Annotated in this window: 11 protein-coding genes and 1 tRNA gene; 4 read left to right on the top strand and 8 right to left on the bottom strand. The window is 72.3% G+C overall.

The window, feature by feature from the left end; genetic code table 11:
• Nucleotides 1–34 precede the first annotated feature (34 nt).
• The 4 genes from C1N91_RS04350 to mnmA all read right to left on the bottom strand — a co-directional run bounded on the left by C1N91_RS04350 (nt 35) and on the right by mnmA (nt 7,732).
• Nucleotides 35–2,467, bottom strand: coding sequence for a transglycosylase domain-containing protein (locus C1N91_RS04350; protein WP_137766755.1), 2,433 nt, complete (start codon nt 2,465–2,467; stop codon nt 35–37).
• A 132-nt stretch (nt 2,468–2,599) separates the two neighbouring features.
• Nucleotides 2,600–3,979 (bottom strand): alpha/beta hydrolase, encoded by a 1,380-nt coding sequence (locus tag C1N91_RS04345; protein ID WP_137766754.1) that lies wholly within the window; start codon nt 3,977–3,979, stop codon nt 2,600–2,602.
• Nucleotides 3,980–4,181: 202 nt separating this feature from the next.
• Nucleotides 4,182–6,536, bottom strand: coding sequence for an NAD-dependent DNA ligase LigA (gene ligA / locus C1N91_RS04340; RefSeq protein ID WP_175415908.1), 2,355 nt, complete (start codon nt 6,534–6,536; stop codon nt 4,182–4,184).
• Nucleotides 6,537–6,625: 89 nt separating this feature from the next.
• Nucleotides 6,626–7,732, bottom strand: coding sequence for a tRNA 2-thiouridine(34) synthase MnmA (gene mnmA / locus C1N91_RS04335; protein ID WP_137766753.1), 1,107 nt, complete (start codon nt 7,730–7,732; stop codon nt 6,626–6,628).
• A gap of 53 nt (nt 7,733–7,785) precedes the next feature.
• Here mnmA and C1N91_RS04330 point away from each other — a divergent pair, with 53 nt between their 5' ends.
• From C1N91_RS04330 to C1N91_RS04320, 3 genes are all read left to right on the top strand, one after another.
• Nucleotides 7,786–9,168: an MFS transporter gene (locus C1N91_RS04330; protein ID WP_137766752.1), complete on the top strand. Its 1,383-nt coding sequence runs from the start codon at nt 7,786–7,788 to the stop codon at nt 9,166–9,168.
• Between the two features lie 90 nt (nt 9,169–9,258).
• A tRNA-Leu gene (locus tag C1N91_RS04325) sits at nt 9,259–9,339 on the top strand.
• A 136-nt stretch (nt 9,340–9,475) separates the two neighbouring features.
• The gene (locus C1N91_RS04320) at nt 9,476–10,201 is read left to right on the top strand and encodes a DedA family protein (RefSeq protein ID WP_137766751.1); all 726 of its coding nucleotides are present in this window, start codon (nt 9,476–9,478) and stop codon (nt 10,199–10,201) included.
• A 102-nt stretch (nt 10,202–10,303) separates the two neighbouring features.
• Here the strand turns inward: C1N91_RS04320 and rdgB are convergent, their stop codons facing one another.
• Genes rdgB through murI form a run of 3 tightly spaced genes read right to left on the bottom strand, consistent with a single transcriptional unit; the run spans nt 10,304 to nt 12,467 of the window.
• Nucleotides 10,304–10,897 carry an RdgB/HAM1 family non-canonical purine NTP pyrophosphatase gene (rdgB, locus tag C1N91_RS04315; RefSeq protein WP_137766750.1) on the bottom strand — a complete coding sequence of 198 codons (594 nt, stop codon included), beginning with the start codon at nt 10,895–10,897 and terminating at the stop codon, nt 10,304–10,306.
• Nucleotides 10,894–11,625, bottom strand: a complete 732-nt coding sequence (gene rph / locus C1N91_RS04310) for a ribonuclease PH (protein WP_137766749.1) — start codon at nt 11,623–11,625, stop codon at nt 10,894–10,896. The genes rdgB and rph overlap by 4 nt, the downstream gene beginning before the upstream one ends.
• Nucleotides 11,622–12,467 (bottom strand): glutamate racemase, encoded by an 846-nt coding sequence (gene murI, locus C1N91_RS04305; protein WP_137766748.1) that lies wholly within the window; start codon nt 12,465–12,467, stop codon nt 11,622–11,624. Before murI ends, rph begins: the two co-directional genes overlap by 4 nt.
• A 755-nt stretch (nt 12,468–13,222) precedes the next feature.
• On the opposite strand from murI, the gene C1N91_RS04300 reads away from it, so the two are divergent.
• Nucleotides 13,223–14,512: a nicotinate phosphoribosyltransferase gene (locus tag C1N91_RS04300; protein ID WP_137766747.1), complete on the top strand. Its 1,290-nt coding sequence runs from the start codon at nt 13,223–13,225 to the stop codon at nt 14,510–14,512.
• Nucleotides 14,513–14,516: 4 nt separating this feature from the next.
• Here the strand turns inward: C1N91_RS04300 and C1N91_RS04295 are convergent, their stop codons facing one another.
• Nucleotides 14,517–14,777 (bottom strand): DUF3039 domain-containing protein, encoded by a 261-nt coding sequence (locus C1N91_RS04295; protein ID WP_111228526.1) that lies wholly within the window; start codon nt 14,775–14,777, stop codon nt 14,517–14,519.
• Nucleotides 14,778–14,868: the final 91 nt, after the last annotated feature.

Here is a 14,868-nt window from a genome sequence, read left to right as displayed (position 1 = left end):
GGCCTCCAGACCGTCACCTCCTGGTCGTCGTCACCTAGCCGTGCGCCGGCGGCTGCTGGGTCGTGCCGCCCGCCGACGTCCCCTGGGCACCACCCGTCCCGGTCGACGTCCCGCCGGTGCCCGTGCCCGGTTGCGACCCGGATCCGGCGGCGCCGCCCTGAGCGGGCGTGCCCGCCGTCGTGCCCGTACCCGAGGACCCCTGAGCTGCCTGTCCCTGGGCCGGCTGTCCCTGGGCCGGCTGACCCTGGGCCGGCTGCCCCTGAGCACTCGTCCCCGGCGCCGACGGGTCCCCGCCGGTCGCCGCACCCGACGCCGTTCCTCCGGTGGACCGCGGTGCGGAACCGATCATCGCCGGGTCCGGCTCGGGCAGCGTCCCTCCGCCGTACCGCTGGTCGAGCCAGGACATCATCGAGCGGCCGACGCCGAACTTCGCGCTGTACCCGGTCGTGCCGTGCGGGAACGAGACGTTCGCCAGGCCGACCAGTCCGGTGACGTTGCCGATCCACGTCGCGTTCGTGTACTTCGTGCTCGACGTGACGAGCCAGTTCTGCGTGTCGGCGTCGGTCGTGCCGGTCTTGGCGAACTTCGGGGTGGCGTCACCCGGGTTCGCCGACGCCGCGGTGCCGCTGCCGGTCAGCACGCCCTGCAGCGCGTAGTCGACCGTCCCGGCGACCTCGGCGGAGACACCACGGGTGCAGCTCGACGGGCTGGGTGTGATCGTGGTGCCGTCGGCCTCGCGCACCGAGTCGATCACGGTCGGCGTGCACACGACGCCGCCGTTCGCGAAGCCGGCGTACGCCTCGGCCAGGTCGATCGGCGAGAGCGGGTTGGTGCCGAGCACGGACGCCGGGTTCGACGCCGGAGCGGAGCCGTCCGCCTGGTGGATGCCCATCGCCTGCGCGAGGTCCTTGATCTTGCAGAGGTCGAGCTGCTTCGCCATCGCCCCGAACGCGGTGTTGATCGACTCCGAGGTCGCCGCCTGGACGCTCATGCTCGCCGGGACGGCCTCGGCGTTCGAGACCGGCCACGGGGACCCGCCGAGCGCCTCGCACGAGTTCGTGAACTCGGACTGCTGGAACAGGTGCTCCCCCGTCGGCACCGACTCGGACAGGGTGTGTCCGGAGGCGAGCCACTCCGCCAGGGTGAAGACCTTGTAGGTGGAGCCGGTCTGGAACCCACCGGAGTTGCCGTACGCGGTGTCGGCGTTGTAGTCGATGGCGGTCGCGCCGGGGCCCGCGTTGTCGCTCTGCGTGTACGTGGTGTTCTGCACCATGGAGAGCACCCGACCCGTCCCCGGCTCCACGGTGACGTTCGTGCCGCCCAGGTCGACACCGGCCATCGTCGTCGGGACGTACGACGAGAGCGCCGACTGGGCCTGGGCCTGCAGGTCGAGGTCGAGCGACGTGTGGATCTCGAGGCCCTTCGTGTCGAGGGTCTCGATGCGCTCCGCCGCGGTCTTGCCGAAGGCCGGGTCCTGCAGCACCTGGTCGCGGACGTAGTCACAGAAGTACCCGGCGTCGTACGCACTCGCCGCCGCCGAGCACCCGTTCGCAGTGTCGGTGACGTGCGGCGTGATCGGGGTGGCCTTCGCCTGGTCGAGCTGCGCCTTCGAGATGTCGTGGTGGACGTACATGCGCTGCAGGACGTAGTCCCGCCGGGCCTTCGTGGCGGCGTAGCCGTTCGCGGCGCCGTTGTCCTTGTCGTCCGGCTCGTCGATGCGCAGGTTGGCGGGGTTGTTGAGGATCGCGACGAGCGTCGCGGACTGTGGGAGCGACAGGTCCTTCGCGTGCACGCCGAAGTAGTACTCGGCACCCGCCTCGGCGCCGTAGACGCGGCCACCGAGCCCGACGAGGTTCAGGTAGCCGGTGAGGACCTGGTCCTTCGTGTACTTCTTGTCCACCGCGATGGCGTAGCGCATCTCCTGCAGCTTGCGCTGCGGCGTCACCCCCGCGGCGTCCTGGTAGCACGCCGCGATCTTCGCCTTGGTGGCCGCAGCGTCCGAACCGGTGAGCTGTTCGCACTGCTGCACGAGGACGTTCTTCACGTACTGCTGCGTGATGCTCGACCCGCCCTGCACGTCGCCGCCGACGACGGTCGCCGCGACGCCGCGGACGGTCCCGAGGACGTCGATGCCGCCCTCGTCCTCGAACCGCGGGTCCTCGGTGTCGATAGCGGCGCGCTTGAGCGAGTCGGCCATCGCGTTCGACGCGACGTCGGTGCGGTTCTCCGCGTAGAACGAGGCGATCTTGACCTGCTGCCCGTCCTTCGTGGCGTAGACCGACGACACCTGCTGCGGGGTCTGGATGTCGAGGTAGCTCGGCAGGTCCTCGAAGAACGACACCGCGCCGGAGGCGCCCTCGCCCGCGACGGCGACCGCCGGGGTCACCGCGACCGCCACCAGCAGGCCCGCGAGGCCGGACATGGCGACGAAGGTCGTGAGGGCACCGGTCCACCGCATCGCACGCATGGCGGCACGGTACGGGTCGGGACTGGGGTCGTTCTGCCGTGGAACGGTCGGGGGCTGCGGCGGCGCACAGGAACGTCCACAGGGATGCCGACAGGCCGTCATCGGGACGAGCGCGACCCCGGACCCCGGCCGTCAGTCGCGGGGGTGCAGGTCCTGGGGACGCAGGAGGTACATGTCGGGCATGGACTGCGCGCTGCCGCCGCCACCCTGGCCGCGACGAGCCTGGTGCCGGACGAGGTCCCCGCGTCCGATGCCGATGAGGGCGACGTCGTGCAGCGAGGCCGTCCCGGGCTTCAGGTAGTCGTTGTGGCCGACGGGTCGACGGAACACGCCCGCGTCCGTCGCGACGGTGTCCGCCGACAGGTCGAGGAGCGTCGACCCGAACCCCGCGGATCCCGGGTCGGTGCCGAAGTACCCGGAGCCGGCGATCGGGTCGCTGTGTGCGTCGCCGACGTAGACCTGACCGGTCCGGACCGCGAGGTCCGCGGCCGACCGCACGTCGCTGCCCGGTGAGCCGAAGACCGTGAGCGAGTCCGCCTGCACCCGCCCGGACGCCAGGGCCATCAGCGCCGTCGTCGACCCGTAGGAGTGCGCGACGACGTTCAACCGGGGTCGGTCGGCACCGCGGACGGCATCGAGGCCGTCGACGAGGCGTTCGAGCCGGTCCGCCCCGGTGCGCGCGAGTCCGAGCGACAGGATGTTGGACATGTCCGGTGTGCGGTAGCCCATCCACGCGAGCACCGCCGTGCCCTCCGTCGAGGCGTCCTCTGCGACCCGACCGGTCCGGGTCGCGGCGAGCGCCGACACCGCCGTCTGCTCGTCGTACAGGTCGCTCGCGGTGTCCGTGAAGTCGTGCATCTGCCCGGTCACCGTGAAGAACATCCCCGGGACGACGACCGTGACGTCCCGGGCGCTCGTCAGGTCCCCGACGGCGATGGCCGCTCGCCCGGTGTCGCGGGTGTCCAGGACGACCAGGTGCCGCGGGCCCTCGCCGAGCTCCTGGCGCAGGGCGTCCCGGACCTGCTCGAGCAGCGCGGTGCGGGCGGTGGTCCGACCCGCGTCGTCGGCCAGCTCGTCGTCGAGGGTGCTCCGGTTGGCCCGGTCACGGACGTCGTACGGCACCCCGTCCAGGTTGCCCACGACCGCCGGGGCGAACGCGACCAGACGCTCCTGGGCCGCAGCGCCCAGCGCTCCCCACCACCGTGCGACCGAGACGGCCGTCGGTGGTCGGTCCTGGGCGGTCGCGAGCACCTGCTCGTCCGAGTCGGCACGCACCAGGTCGTCCGGGCCGGCCGTGCCGAGCGCGTCGAGGAACGCCGTACCCCGCGCCGCTGCCAGCGCGTCGACGTCCACGGCGTGGGCACCGACCGGAGCCGACGGGACCTCGCGCAGGACGACCTGCGAGACCGTGCGCGCGCCCTGCGGTTCCGGACCGGGCACGGCGGGGGCCTCGACCACTCCCATCGAGTGCATCGAGGCGGTGAGTAGCAGGGCCGCGGCGATGAGCAGCAATCAGGTCTCCCCGGGAAGGCCGTGTCGTCGACCCCCTCAGGCGACGATTGATGCCCTTTCGAGTGTAAGGAGAATGTGCTCGCGAGGGGATGCGTCCTGCAACTTGTCCCTCGAACTGGGTGCGTCCTGCGGCTGCTCGCCTGCGGTCGGCGGCGCGTCGCTCACGGCGAGCCGCGGCCCGCCGTGCTGCTCGACCGCGCGTTCAGTCCGCGTCCGACGGCTCCGCCTCGTCGGCCTGGTCCGTCCCGAGTGCACCGGGGCCCTCGGTCACGAGCAGACGGAACTGCTCGGCGTCGATGATCCGCAGCCCGAGCTGCTCGGCCTTGGTGAGCTTCGACCCCGCACCGGGCCCCGCTGCGACGAAGTCCGTCTTCTTGCTGACGCTCGAGGCGGCCTTGCCGCCGGCGGCGATGATCGCCTCCTGCGCGCCCTCGCGGGTGTAGCCCTCGAGCGAGCCGGTGGCCACGACCGTGACCCCGCTGAGGACGCCCCCTTCGACGGCGGCACCGGGACCCGGGTGGTCCGGTGTGGTGAACTGCACGCCGGCCGCGGTCCAGCGGTCGATGATCTCGCGGTGCCAGTCGACGGCGAACCAGTCGAGCAGTGCGTCGGCGATGATCCCGCCCACGCCGTCGACGGCCGCGAGCTCCTCGCGCGAGGCGTTCCGGATCCGGTCGAGCGACCCGAAGTGGTTCGCGAGCGCCCGGGCGGCCACCGGCCCGACGTGTCGGATGCTCAGCCCGACCATGATGCGCCAGAGGGGCTTCGTCTTCGCGGCCTCGATGTTCGCGAGCATCTCGAACGCGTTCTTCGAGGGGTAGCGGCTCGGCTCCCCGGTGTACTCGGCGCCGCGCGCGTCGGGGTCGAACGGCGGGTCGGTCTTCTTGCGAGCGCGGCTGAACGGCGTGACGCGCTTCGGTGTGCCGTCGTCGTCGGACTTCTCCATGCCGGTCTCGGCGTCCCGCACGATCACCTCGATCGGGACGATGTCCTCCATCGTCAGGTCGAACAGGCCGGCCTCGGTGACGAGTGGAGGCTGCTCCGGGTGCAGCGGCTGGGTGAGCGCCGCGGCGGCGACCTCGCCCAGGCCCTCGATGTCGAGCGAGCCGCGCGAGGCGATGTGCTCGACCCGGCCGCGGACCTGCGCGGGGCAGCTCCGGGCGTTCGGGCAGCGGAGGTCCTTGTCGCCCTCCTTCGCCGGGGCGAGGGGCGTGCCGCACTCCGGGCACGCGGCGGGCATCACGAACTCGCGCTCGGAGCCGTCGCGCAGCTCGACGACCGGACCGAGCACCTCGGGGATGACGTCGCCGGCCTTCCGGAGCACCACGGTGTCGCAGATCAGGACGCCCTTCGCCTTGACGACGTCCTGGTTGTGCAGGGTGGCCTGGCGCACGACGGAGCCAGCCACCTCGGCCGGCTGCATCACGGCGAACGGCGTCGCGCGACCGGTCCGGCCGACGCTCACGACGATGTCGAGGAGCTTCGTGTGGACCTCTTCCGGCGGGTACTTGTACGCGATCGCCCAGCGCGGTGCCCGCGAGGTCGACCCGAGCTCCTCGTGCAGGGCCAGGTCGTCGACCTTCACCACGACGCCGTCGATCTGGTGCTCGACCGACGCGCGACGCTCACCCGTGGACCGGACGAAGCCGAGCACCTCGTCCACGGTGTCGAAGACCCGGTAGTGCGAACTCGTCGGCAGGCCCCACGTCTGCAGCAGCTCGTAGACCTCGGACTGGGAGTGCACCTCGGTGTCGCGCTCGAGCTCGCGGACCGGCCAGGCGCCGATGCCGTGCACGAGCATGCGGAGGCGTCGCAGGCGGTCGACCATGAGCGCGCGCTTCGCCTCGGACTTGCCCTCCTCCTTCTGGCGCAGCGACCCGGCGGCGGCGTTCCGCGGGTTCGCGAACACCCGCTCCCCCGCCTCGCGCTGCCGGGCGTTCAGCTCGTCGAACTGCGCGACCGGGAAGAAGATCTCCCCGCGGACCTCGACGATCGCGGGGTGCCCCTCGCCGGAGAGCCGGTCCGGGATGGTCCCCATCGTGCGCACGTTGCCGGTGACGTCCTCGCCCACGACGCCGTCACCGCGGGTCGCCGCTGACACGAGCCGTCCGTGCTCGTACCGGAGGTTGATCGCGAGCCCGTCGATCTTCAGCTCGGTCAGGAAGCGGACCCGTTCGGAACCGGCGTCGCGCTGGACCTTGTCGGCCCACTCGGTCAGTTCCTCGGGGCTGAAGACGTTGTCGAGGCTGAGCATCCGCTCGGCGTGCTCGACCGGCGCGAACTGCACGGTCTGGGCCTGGCCGCCGACGGTCTGCGTCGGGCTGTCCGGGGTGAGCAGGTCCGGGAAGCGCTGCTCGATCGCGTCGAGGCGACGCACCATCGCGTCGTACTCGCCGTCCGACACCGTCGAGCCGTTGCCCTCGTAGTACTGGTCGCGCAGCTCGTTGACACGGACCCGCAGACGGTCGACCTCCCGCTGGGCCTGCGCGGCGTCGAGGTCGGCCGGGGCCAGCGTCTCGAACGTCGAGTCGGCCGAGTCGGGAGTCGTGTCGCTCATGCCTCAGTTCTACCGTGCACCGCCGACCCCGGGCGCAGCGGGCGCCAGGGCCCGGGCGCAGCGGACGCAGCACTCCGCGCGCAGCCGACTCAGACGGCCGCGGGCACCGCCGACACCGTCCGGTCGATCGTGCACTGGCCGAGCACCCGGGTCCCCACGTAGACCACCGCGGTCTGCCCGGGAGCGACCCCCGACAACGGCTCGTCGACGTCGATCACGAGCTCGCCGTCGGCCACCCGCGCCGTCGCCGGCACCGGGTCGGCGTGGGCCCGGATCTGCACGTCGCAGGCGAAGGGCTCGGACGGGTCGATCGGCGCCGTGCCCGCCCAGGTGAAGCGGGACCCGGCCATCGACCGGACGTCGAGGGCCTCCTTCGGTCCGACGACGACGGTGTTGTCCTTCGGCCGGATCTCGAGCACGAAGCGCGGCTTGCCGTCCGGTGCCGGGCGTCCGAGGTGCAGCCCGCGCCGCTGGCCGACCGTGTAGCCCGTCGCGCCCTCGTGCTCGCCGACGACGGTGCCGTCGCGCTCCACGACCGACCCCGGCTCGGCACCGACGCGGTCGGCCAGCCACCCGCGGGTGTCCCCGTCCGGGATGAAGCAGATGTCGTACGAGTCGGGCTTCTGCGCCACCGTGAGTCCGCGCGCCGCGGCCTCGGCCCGGACCTCGTCCTTCGACGGGGTCGCACCGAGCGGGAACATCGCGTGCTCGAGCTGCTCGGCCGTCAGCACGCCGAGCACGTACGACTGGTCCTTCGCCCACGCCGCCGAGCGGTGCAGCTCGCGCGCGCCGTCGGCCCCGGTCACGATCGAGGCGTAGTGCCCCGTGCAGACGGCGTCGAACCCGAGGGCGAGCGCCTTCTCGAGCAGGGCCGCGAACTTGATCCGCTCGTTGCACCGCATGCAGGGGTTCGGGGTCCGACCGGCCTGGTACTCGGCGACGAAGTCGTCGACGACGTCCTCCTTGAACCGCGCCGAGAAGTCCCACACGTAGTACGGGATCCCGAGCGCCGAGGCTGCCCGCTGCGCGTCCATCGAGTCCTCGATCGTGCAGCAGCCGCGGCTGCCGGTCCGGAGCGTGCCGGGCATCCGGCTCAGCGCCAGGTGCACGCCGACCACGTCGTGCCCGGCGTCCACGGCCCGCGCCGCGGCCACCGCCGAGTCGACCCCACCGCTCATCGCCGCAAGTACACGCATGCCTCCAGGGTAAGCGCATCCCCCGACCGGGCCAGGCGTACCGTTGCTCGACGATGACCAGCACCACGAACGACGCCTTCGACCGCCGCGGCGTCCTGCTCTCCGGCTTCCTGCCCGCGGCGCTCTTCGCGATCGGCGAGGGCGCGATCATCCCGATCATCCCGATCGCCGCGGACTCCCTCGGCGCCAGCCTGGCGTTCGCGGGCTTCGTCGCGGCGCTCATCCTGGTCGGCGAGCTCATCGGCGACGTGCCCTCCGGTGTCGTGGTCGGACGGATCGGCGAGCGGAACGCGATGATCGGCGCCGCGGTGGTGTCGGTCGTCGGTCTGCTCGTCTGCGTCGTGTCGCCGAACGCCTGGGTGCTCGCGGTCGGGGTGTTCCTGGTCGGTGTCTCGACGGCGGTCTTCGCGCTCGCCCGGCACGCGTACATGACGACCGCGATCCCCCTGCGGATCCGGGCGCGCGCGCTGTCGAGCCTGGGCGGGGTGTTCCGCTTCGGCTACTTCGTCGGCCCGTTCGTCTCCGCCGGCGTGGTCCACCTGACCGGCACGACGCAGAGCGCCTTCTGGATCCACGTGGTCTGCTGCCTGGCGGCCGCGGTGGTGCTCCTCGTCCTGCGCGACCCCGCGACGGGCGAGCGCGGTCTGCGGTTGCCGAGCCGGGCCTCCAGACCGGACGCACCGGACGCGACCGACACGACGGACGCACCGAACGCGACCGACAGCGCACGGAAGACCGACGGGACGGCCGCGACCGGCGCACGCACCGCACCCACCCCGCACCCCGAGGAGCCGCCGACCGACACCGGCGCGCAGTTCGTGGAGCGCGAGGCACACGGCCTCTTCCGCACCATCCGCGAGAACCGGGCCGTCCTCGCACGGCTCGGCAGCGGCGCGGCCCTGATCGGCGCGCTCCGCGCCGGGCGCCAGGTGATCCTGCCGCTCTGGGCGGTCAGCGTCGGCCTCGACGACGCCTCGGCCGCGCTCGTCATCGGCATCGCCGGCGCCGTCGACTTCGCACTCTTCTACACGAGCGGGCAGATCATGGACCGCTGGGGCCGCCTCGCGAGCGCCCTGCCGTGCATGCTCGGGCTGGCGGTGTCCTACTTCCTGCTCGCCTGGAGCGGGCACCTCGACGCGCGGGTCGGCTGGTTCGTCGCCATCGCGATCGGCATGTCGCTGGCGAACGGGGTCGGCAGCGGCATCCTCATGACGCTCGGCGCGGACCTCGCGCCCCGCGGGAACCCGGCTCCGTTCCTCGGAGCCTGGCGCTTCACCGGGGACTTCGGGTCCGCGGCGGCGCCGCTGCTGATCTCCGGGGTCACCGCGGTCGCGTCGCTCGCGCTCGCGAGCGGGGTGATGGGCGTGCTCGGTCTGGTCGGTGCGGGGGTGCTGCTGCGGTACGTGCCGCGGTACCTGCCCCGTCGATTGCGCTGACGACGTCGGTCCCGTCGGTCCCGTCGGCGCGGTCGGGAGGCGCGGATCACGTCCGCTCCGCACGTCGCGCTCGGTAGACTGCCGCTGCTCGCGGGAGTGGTGGAATCGGTAGACACGCAGGATTTAGGTTCCTGTGCCCCAGGCGTGAGGGTTCGAGTCCCTCCTTCCGCACGGTCGTACCCGAAGCACGGTCGTACCTGATGCTGGGGGAAGTCACACCGCAGGGGGATGGGCCGACGCTCCCCGGGCGGTACCCTCGTCACGCGGGAGTCCCCCGTGACCTCGCCCGTCCACGACCGGAAGAACCATGCACTCCGTCGCACTCGCCCTGATCCCGTGGCTCGACCCGCAGTACATCCTCGATCACTTCGGGGCCATCGCCGTGCTGATCGTCTGCGCCATCGTCTTCGCCGAGACCGGCCTGCTCGTGGGCTTCATCTTCCCGGGCGACAGCCTGCTCGTCATCACGGGCCTCTTCGCCTTCGACCGCGGCGGCCAGATCGGCGGCATCCCCATCTGGGTCGCCGCGCTGATGATCGGCGCCGCGGCGTTCCTGGGCGGTGAGCTCGGGTACTACATCGGCAAGAAGGCCGGACCCCCGATCTTCGAGCGCAAGGAGAGCGGCCTGTTCTCGAAGGAGAACGTCGACCGGACGAACGCGTTCTTCCACCGGTTCGGCCCGCTCGCGGTCATCCTCGCCCGCTTCGTCCCCGTCGTCCGCACCTTCCTGCCGATCGCGGCCGGGGTCGGGCGGATGAACTACAAGAAGTACTCGCTGTACAACGCCGTCGGCGCGGTCATCTGGGGCGTCGGTGTGACCTTCCTCGGGTACTTCCTCGGCTACATCCCGCCGATCGCCTACATCGTGCGGAACTACATCGACGTGATCCTCATCCTCGCGGTGCTCGTCACGGTCGTGCCCGCGGGGCTGCACTACTGGCGGACCGCGCGGAAGGCGAAGCACGCAGCCGAGGCCGAGCAGGCAGCGGCGCAGCGCCCGGCCGACGGCCCTGCCTGGCCCACCGAGCAGTAGGCAGCACAACCGGAAGCACCCCGCGCCACGGAACATCGTGGCGCGGGGTGCTTCCCGTTGTGCCGTTGACCGACTTCTGCCGGAGCCGGACCCCTGCGGTCGTCAGACCCCGAAGTAGTCCCGCACGATCGGCGCGATCCCCCGGAACGCCTTCGAGCGGTGCGACAGCGCGTTCTTCTCGTCGCGGGTCAGCTGCGCTGCAGACCGGTCGGCGTCGTCGGGCTGGAACACCGGGTCGTACCCGTGTCCCCCGTCCCCGACCGGCTCCGAGAGCACCTCGCCGTTCCAGACCGCCTCGAACAGGTGCTCGGTGCCGTCCGGGGTGACGAACGCCGCCGCACAGACGAAGGCGGCGGTGCGCTCGACGACCCCGTCGAGGTTCGTCAGGAGCAGCGCGATGTTGTCCGCGTCCACGCGGGTCCCGGCGTACCGGGCGGAGTGGATGCCGGGCGCCCCGCCGAGTGCGTCGACCGCGATGCCGGAGTCGTCGGCGAGCGCCGGCAGCCCGGTGTGCGCCACCGCCGCACGCGCCTTGATCAGGGCGTTCGCCGCGTAGGTGTCGCCGTCCTCGACCGGCTCCGGGCCGTCGTACCCGACGAGCTCGACACCCTGTCCGAGCGCTTCGCCGAGGATCCCGCGCAGCTCGACGACCTTGCCCTGGTTGTGCGTCGCCAGGACGACGGTGTGCCCGGTCACGCCAGCCCCAGCACGTCGCGCTGGATGGCCGCGAGGGACCGGTTGCCCGCGAGGCCGAGGTCGAGCAGCGTGTCCAGCTCGTCGCGGTCGAACGGGGCGTGCTCCGCGGTGCCCTGCACCTCGATGAACTTCCCCGAACCGGTCGTGACGATGTTCATGTCGGTGTCCGCCGCCGAGTCCTCGGTGTAGGCGAGGTCGAGCATCGGCTCCCCCCCGACGATGCCGACCGAGATGGCCTGCACGCTGTCGGTGAGCGGCGTGGCCTTCTTCGCGATGAAGCCCTTGTCGCGGCCCCACTCGATCGCGTCGGCCATCGCGACGTAGGCGCCGGTGATCGACGCGGTGCGGGTCCCGCCGTCAGCCTGCAGCACGTCGCAGTCGAGGACGAGGGTGTTCTCGCCGAGGCCCTTCATGTCGACGACCGCGCGCAGGGAGCGGCCGATCAGCCGCGAGATCTCGTGGGTGCGTCCGCCGACCTTGCCCTTGATCGACTCGCGCTGCATGCGCTCGTTCGTCGACCGCGGCAGCATCGAGTACTCGGCCGTCACCCAGCCGGTGCCCTTGCCGGCCATCCAGCGCGGGACGCCGTTCGTGAAGGACGCCGTGCACAGCACCTTCGTGTTGCCGAACGAGATGAGCGCGCTGCCCTCGGCCTGCGTGCTCCACCCCCGCTCGATGCTGACCGGACGGTGGTCGGAGGCGCTGCGGCCGTCGATGCGGGTGCTCATTGGGTCCTTTCGGTTCGGGGCAGCGTGATCGCCCCGGTCTGGAGGTGTCCGACGCTCGAGACCTCGGGACCGAGGAAGCGCCGGGCGAGCCGGATGAAGCCGTTCTTGTCGTCGCCGGTGGCCTCGAACGCGTAGGTCGGCGGCTCCGGGGTGGTCCGCTCGAGCCCGTGCTCGACGAGCCGGCGGTACACGTCGTTCGCGGTCTCCTCGGCGCTCGACACCAGCGTGACGTCCGGACCCATCACGTACTGGATCGCCGCCGACATCAGCGGGTAGTGGGTGCAACCGAGCACGAGCGTGTCGACGTCGGCCGCGCGGATCGGGGCGAGGTACTGCGCGGCGACCTCGCGGAGTGCGGGCGACGAGGTGTCCCCCGCTTCGACGAACTCGACGAAGCGCGGGCACGCGGCGAGGGCCAGGGTGACGTCCGCGGCCACGGCGAAGGCGTCCTCGTACGCCCTCGAGGCGATCGTCCCCACGGTGCCGATCACCCCGATCCGCCCGGTGCGGGTCTGCTTCACGGCGGCGCGGGCGGCCGGCTGGATCACCTCGACGACGGGGATGCCGTACGCCTGCTCGTAGCGTTCGCGGGCGTCGCGGAGCACGGCGGAGGACGCGGTGTTGCACGCGATGACCAACGCCTTCACGCCCTGGTCGACGAGGTCGTCCATCACCTCGAGCGCATACCGCCGGACGTCGGCGATCGGCTTCGGACCGTAGGGCGAGTGCAGGGTGTCCCCGACGTACCGGATGCTCTCGCGCGGCAGCTGGTCGATGATCGCCCGCGCGACCGTCAGCCCACCGACCCCGCTGTCGAAGACTCCGATCGGTGCATCCGTCACGCCACCAGCGTACCGAGCCGCACCCGCTCCGCCCGCCCGCTCTGCGCCTGCGCACCCCGAGCTCCGCGGCGTCGCGCGCGGGCTCCCCGACGCGCGAGCGGGCGGAACCTGCACCGACGCACCGGACGCCCCACCGCTTCCGCCCGCTCGCGCCCGCACTCCCGCGCTCCAGCGCTCCCGCGCTCCAGCGCTCGCGAGCGGGCGGAACCTGCGGCCCCGGCGCGACCACACCCACCAAGTCCGCCCGTTCGGGCCGCCGCCGCTCCGCGAACGGGCGGAAGCCGCGCGCTCGCGACGACCGTCGTGTCGGTTGCGCCCGCTCGTCGGCGCGACCACCCGGCTGCGGGAGGCGCGTGGCGGCCCGGCACCGCGCCTCCCGGCCGGGCCGCCGCGCGCGTGCAGACGAGCGCGACGCGCCGAGCGGGCGGAACTCGCGGAACGAGCAGCGGAAGGAATCCGGTTCCGCCCGCTCGCGACCAGCCGGGAGGCGCGACCCGCGTCCGCCCCACGCGGCACTCGTCCGGACGGCCACCTGCTCCGCGAGCGGGCCGGATGCGCAGCATGCACCGTCGAGGCGCACGTCTTCCGCCCGTTCGCGGCCAGCCGGGATGCCCCCTCCCCGCACGCCACACTCCCGCACGACGCACACGGCACCGCGCGCCGCCGTCGACCCCCACGTACTCCGCCCGCTCCGCCCGCCCGTCCCGCCCGCCGGCTCCGCCCGTCCGCACCCGGACGTCACTAGTGTCGGAGGCGTGACCAGCGCGCTCCTCACGGACCAGTACGAACTCACCATGGTGGACGCCGCCCTCAAGGACGGCACCGCCGATCGACGCTGCGTGTTCGAGGTGTTCGCCCGCCGTCTGCCGGACGGCCGTCGCTACGGCGTCGCCGCGGGCCTCGGCCGCTTCCTCACAGCGCTGACGGAATTCCGGTTCGGCGACGAGGAGATCGGCTTCCTCCGCGACCGCGGCGTCATCGACGAGGGCACCGCCCGCTGGCTCGCGGACTACCGGTTCACGGGAGACGTCCGTGCCTACCGCGAGGGCGAGGTCTTCTTCCCGAACTCCCCCGTGGTGCAGGTCGAGGGCACCTTCGCCGAGTCCGTCGTCCTCGAGACCCTCGCGTTGAGCATCTTCAACGCCGACTCCGCGATCGCCGGCGCCGCCGCCCGCATGGTGTCCGCCGCCGACGGTCGACCGCTCGCCGAGATGGGCTCGCGCCGCACCGGTGAGTGGAACGCCGTCGCCGCCGCCCGCGCCGCCTACATCGCGGGCTTCGGCGCGACGAGCAACCTCGAGGCCGGCCGCACGTGGGGCATCCCGACGATGGGCACCGCCGCGCACGCGTTCACGCTCCTGCACGACTCCGAGGAGGCCGCGTTCCGCTCCCAGCTCGACGCCCTCGGCGATGGAACGACGCTGCTCGTCGACACGTACGACATCGAGGCAGCGGTGGAGACCGCCGTCCGTCTGACGAACGGCCGACTCGGCGCGGTCCGCATCGACAGCGGCGACCTGCCGAGCGTCGTCGCCGCCGTGCGCGCCCAGCTCGACCGCCTCGGCGCGCCGGCGACGAAGATCACCGTGACGAACGACCTGGACGAGTACACGATCGCCGCACTCCGTGCCGCTCCGGTCGACTCCTACGGCGTCGGCACGAGCGTCGTCTCGGGGTCGGGCCACCCGGCGGCGGGCATGGTGTTCAAGCTCGTCGCGCACCAGACCCCGGCGGGCGACGAGTGGGTCCCCGTCGCGAAGAAGTCCGCGGACAAGGTGTCGACCGGCGGCCGCAAGGAGGCCGGCCGTCGCCTCCGCAACGGCATCGCGACCGCCGAGGTGGTCCTGACCTCGGGCCGGGTCGGCCCGGACGAGCGTCCCCTGCTCGTCCCGGTGGTCGAGCACGGCGAGGTCGACCCCGCCTTCCTCGGGGTCGCCGGCGTCGAGGCCGCGCGGGCGCACCACAAGCGGGCGAAGGCCGAGCTGCCGGCGGATGCGTCCCGCATCGGACGCGGCGACCCGGCGATCCCGACCCTGGTGATCTAGCGGTCTACTCGGCCTTCATCTTCTCGTAGATGGCCTTGCAGTCCGGGCACACCGGGAACTTCTCGGGGTCGCGCCCGGGCACCCACTTCTTGCCGCACAGCGCCTTGACCGGCTTGCCGGACAGCGCGGACTGCAGGATCTTGTCCTTCTTCACGTAGTGCGAGAACCGTTCGTGGTCGCCGGGCTCGATCGCCTCTTCCTCGAGGAGCTTCTCGAGCTCGCGGTCCATCACGTCGAGGCCGCCGCCGGGTTCCGTCATGCTCATGCGTCCAGGGTACGACGATGCGGCTGACGCCGCGACGGACGGGAGGCACGGGCAGGCTCCGCCACACGACCCACCCGCACCGCGCGCGGAC

Source organism: Curtobacterium sp. SGAir0471 (assembly GCF_005490985.1).
GTDB lineage: Bacteria > Actinomycetota > Actinomycetes > Actinomycetales > Microbacteriaceae > Curtobacterium.
The sequence above is the reverse complement of the archived record's forward strand: the minus strand, read 5'-3'. Positions and strand labels throughout refer to the sequence as shown.

Coding starts and splice junctions, on each gene's coding strand:
- C1N91_RS04350 (WP_137766755.1), bottom strand. CDS start 2,467: ATGCGTGCGATGCGGTGGACCGGTGCCCTCACGACCTTCGTCGCCATG.
- ligA (WP_175415908.1), bottom strand. CDS start 6,536: ATGAGCGACACGACTCCCGACTCGGCCGACTCGACGTTCGAGACGCTG.
- mnmA (WP_137766753.1), bottom strand. CDS start 7,732: ATGCGTGTACTTGCGGCGATGAGCGGTGGGGTCGACTCGGCGGTGGCC.
- C1N91_RS04330 (WP_137766752.1), top strand. CDS start 7,786: ATGACCAGCACCACGAACGACGCCTTCGACCGCCGCGGCGTCCTGCTC.
- C1N91_RS04320 (WP_137766751.1), top strand. CDS start 9,476: ATGCACTCCGTCGCACTCGCCCTGATCCCGTGGCTCGACCCGCAGTAC.
- rph (WP_137766749.1), bottom strand. CDS start 11,625: ATGAGCACCCGCATCGACGGCCGCAGCGCCTCCGACCACCGTCCGGTC.
- C1N91_RS04295 (WP_111228526.1), bottom strand. CDS start 14,777: ATGAGCATGACGGAACCCGGCGGCGGCCTCGACGTGATGGACCGCGAG.